The sequence below is a fragment of the Ottowia thiooxydans DSM 14619 genome, assembly GCF_000422885.1.
GTDB lineage: Bacteria > Pseudomonadota > Gammaproteobacteria > Burkholderiales > Burkholderiaceae_C > Ottowia > Ottowia thiooxydans.
In genome coordinates, this window is record NZ_KE383947.1 from 33,903 (window position 1) to 38,084 (window position 4,182).

The 4,182-nt window shown below is 58.7% G+C and carries 1 protein-coding gene and 1 pseudogene; both read left to right on the plus strand.

Features of this window, described 5'->3' with window-relative positions; translation table 11 throughout:
- The first annotated feature begins 87 nt into the window (after positions 1-87).
- Complete coding sequence (locus G518_RS40585; protein ID WP_169458043.1) at positions 88-3,690, plus strand: DUF7927 domain-containing protein; 3,603 nt, start codon at positions 88-90, stop codon at positions 3,688-3,690.
- Positions 3,691-3,892: 202 nt separating this feature from the next.
- Positions 3,893-4,182: pseudogene (locus G518_RS0133195) on the plus strand (transposase); the annotation flags it as partial.

Consider the following 4,182-nt stretch of genomic DNA (forward strand, 5'->3'; position numbering starts at 1 on the left):
GCGACGGGAGGAGGCGACCCTGGCAGACCTGATCCAGTGTGTGCCACCCCATCGGGTTGCCGGACAGCTCATTCGATTGATCCAGTCGTGACGATCAGTAAGAGCTCCAACCCGCCGAGTGGGCAAGTTGTGACACCAGGGCAATTGGTGCAATACACCTTGACCGTGAACGTGGCCAATGGTCCAACAAGAAGCCCAGTTGTGTTGAACGATTTGCTGGATAGCCAGTTGACGTTCAGCGCCATCGTGACCAACCCGGCGGGCTTTGTACGTGACCCGGCAACCAACAGCTTCACGCTCCCTGTGGGTGCAGCCAACGGCAGCCGCAGCATCACTTACAGCGCCTTGGTCTCCAATACAGCCAGCGGTGCAGTGAGCAACTTCGTCAGTGCGACGGGAGGAGGCGACCCTGGCAGACCTGATCCAGTGTGTGCCACCCCATCGGGTTGCCGGACGGCTCATTCGATTGATCCAGTCGTAACGATCAGCAAGAGCTCCAACCCGCCAAGCGGTCAGACCGTGACGCCAGGGCAGTTGGTGCAATACACGCTGACGGTGAACGTAGCGAACGGTCCAACAAGAAGCCCAGTTGTATTGAACGATTTGCTGGATAGCCAGTTGACGTTCAGCGCTATCGTGACCAATCCAGCGGGCTTTGTACGTGACCCGGCTACCAACAGCTTTACGCTTGCTGCTGGCGCCGCCAATGGCAGTCGCAGCATCACCTACAGCGCTTTGGTCTCCAATACGGCGAGTGGGGCGGTGAGCAATTTCGTCAGTGCGACTGGCGGAGGCGATCCTGGTCGCCCCGATCCAGTGTGTGCCACCCCATCGGGTTGCCGGACAGCTCACTCGATTGATCCAGTCGTAACGATCAGCAAGAGCTCGAATCCACCGAGCGGGCAGGTTGTGACGCCAGGGCAACTGGTGCAATACACCTTGACCGTGAACGTGGCCAATGGTCCAACAAGAAGCCCAGTTGTGTTGAACGATTTGCTGGATAGCCAGTTGACATTCAGCGCTATCGTGACCAACCCGGCAGGCTTTGTACGTGACCCGGCTACCAACAGCTTTACGCTTGCTGCTGGCGCGGCCAACGGCAGTCGCAGCATCACTTACAGCGCCTTGGTCTCCAATACAGCCAGCGGTGCGGTGAGCAACTTCGTCAGTGCGACGGGAGGAGGCGACCCTGGCAGACCTGATCCAGTGTGTGCCACCCCATCGGGTTGCCGGACAGCTCACTCGATTGATCCAGTCGTAACGATCAGCAAGAGCTCCAACCCGCCAAGCGGGCAAGTTGTGACGCCAGGGCAACTGGTGCAATACACCTTGACCGTGAACGTGGCCAATGGTCCAACAAGAAGCCCAGTTGTGTTGAACGATTTGCTGGATAGCCAGTTGACATTCAGCGCTATCGCGACCAACCCGGCAGGCTTTGTACGTGACCCGGCTACCAACAGCTTTACGCTTGCTGCTGGCGCGGCCAACGGCAGTCGCAGCATCACCTACAGTGCTTTGGTCTCCAATACGGCGAGTGGGGCGGTCAGCAACTTCGTCAGTGCGATGGGAGGAGGCGACCCTGGCAGACCTGATCCAGTATGTGCCACCCCATCGGGTTGCCGGACAGCTCACTCGATTGATCCAGTCGTAACGATCAACAAGAGCTCCAACCCGCCAAGCGGGCAAGTTGTGACGCCAGGGCAATTGGTGCAATACACGCTGACTGTGAACGTAGCGAATGGCCCAACAAGAAGCCCAGTTGTGTTGAACGATCTGCTGGATAGCCAGTTGACGTTCAGCGCTATCGTGACCAACCCGGCAGGCTTTGTACGTGACCCGGCTACCAACAGCTTCACGCTTCCTGTGGGCGCTGCCAACGGCAGCCGCAGCATCACTTACAGCGCCTTGGTTTCCAATACGGCCAGTGGTGCAGTGAGCAACTTCGTTAGCGCGACGGGAGGAGGTGACCCTGGTCGTCCCGATCCAGTATGTGCCACCCCATCGGGTTGCCGAACTGCTCACTCGATTGACCCGGTAGTGACGATCAGTAAGAGCTCCAACCCGGCAAGCGGTCAGGGCGTAGTGCCAGGCCAATTGGTGCAGTACACGCTGACGGTGAACGTGGCCAATGGCCCAACAAGAAGCCCAGTTGTGTTGAGCGATCTGCTGGATAGCCAGTTGACGTTCAGCGCCATCGTGACCAACCCAGCGGGTTTTGTGCGTGACCCCGCGACCAACAGCTTTACGCTTCCCGTTGGCGCGGCCAATGGCAGCCGCAGCATCACCTACAGCGCTGTGGTCTCCAATACAGCCAGCGGTGCAGTGAGCAACTTCGTCAGTGCGACGGGAGGAGGTGACCCTGGTCGTCCTGACCCTGTCTGTGATCCAGCGGCAACTTGCCGGACGACCAACCCAGTTGATCCGTTGGTGACCATCAGCAAGAGCTCCAACCCGGTGAGCGGGCAACCCGTGACACCAGGGCAACTGGTGCAATACACCTTGACGGTGAACGTGCTCAATGGCCCAACCCGTAGCCCAGTGGTGTTGAGCGACTTGTTAGACAGTCAGTTGACCTTTGACACCATCGTGACCAACACCGATGGGTTTGTGCGCGACCCCGCCACCAACACCTTCACGCTCCCTGTGGGCGCAACCAATGGCAGCCGAAGTGTGACCTACAGCGCCATGGTGTCCAGTACCGCCGGTGGCGCGGTCAGCAACTTCGTCAGTGCCACAGGAGGAGGGGACCCAGGTCGCCCAGACCCAACGTGTGATGCGGCCGCGACCTGCCGAACCACCAACCCGATTGACCCGGTAGTGACCATCAGCAAGAGTTCCAACCCGCCAAGCGGGCAGCGCGTATTGCCGGGTCAACTGGTGCAATACACGCTGACGGTGAACGTGGTCAACGGCCCTACACGGAGTGCGGTGGTGCTGAGCGATCTGCTCGACAGTCAATTGGCGTTTGAAGCAATCCTGGCCAACCCGGCGGACTTTGTGCGCGATCCGGCCACCAACACGTTTACCTTGCCCAGTGGCGCAGCCAACGGCAGCAGAAGCGTGACCTACAGCGCGCGTGTCTCCAACACCGCGAGCGGTGCAGTGAGCAACTTTGTCAGCGCCACGGGCGGCGGGGATCCGGGCAGGCCCGATCCAACCTGTGATGCCGCAGCAACTTGCCGAACCACCAATCCGGTTGACCCGGTAGTGACCATCCGCAAGAGCTCCAACCCACCTAGCGGTGAAACGGTGCAGCCAGGTCAATTGGTGCAATACACACTGACGGTGAACATAACCAACGGACCTACAAGAAGTGCCGTGGTATTGAACGATCTGCTCGATAGCAAGTTGAGGTTCGAGGCGATAGGGGCCAACTCAGCAGGCTTTATCCACGATCCGGCCACCAACACTTTCACGCTCCCCAGCGGCGAAACGAACGGAAGCCGAAGTGTGACCTACAGCGCCCGTGTCGCTAACCCCGCTAGTGGAACTGTCAGCAACTTTGTCAGTGGTACGGGCGGTGGCGATCCTGGCGATCCCGATCCAATCTGTGATCCGGCCGGCGCGTGCGAAACCACTCACGCCATCCAGCCAAGAAGTGCAACCATAGAGCCTGTCCCTGCCAATGCACCATGGGCGCTTTGGTTGTTGGGATTCCTGATTGTTGGATTCCGCTTGCGGCGGCGCTGAGTTTTTTTCCGGACGAAGCGCTGCGAGGTCCGGATGAGCGTTGAGGGAAAAAACGCAACCCTTGTTTTAGCCAGTGCGCTATGGAAAGGGCATGCAAAGCATCATTGCGAGACAGCAGGGCAGTGCGTGTGCTCAAACATTGTGCTGGTCTAATTTCGAAAGACATCCCGATGAGGGAAATCAATGTCTCACAGGAATAGAAATGACCAAAGCCAAGACTAGGCGATCGTTCGACGCGGCGTTTAAGCTGCAGATCGTCAAGATGATTCGAGAGCAGCACCTGAGCGTGTCTCAGGTCTGCCGTGATATGGAGCTGACTGATAGCGCCGTCAGGCGCTGGCTCGATCAATATGAAGCGGAACTGTCGGGCCAGCGCGGCATTGGTAAGCCGCTGACGCCCGAGCAACAGCGTATCCGGGAGCTCGAAGCGCAGAACCTTCAACTTCGCCAGGACAACGACTTCCTAAAAAAAGCATCGGCCTTCTTTGCCCG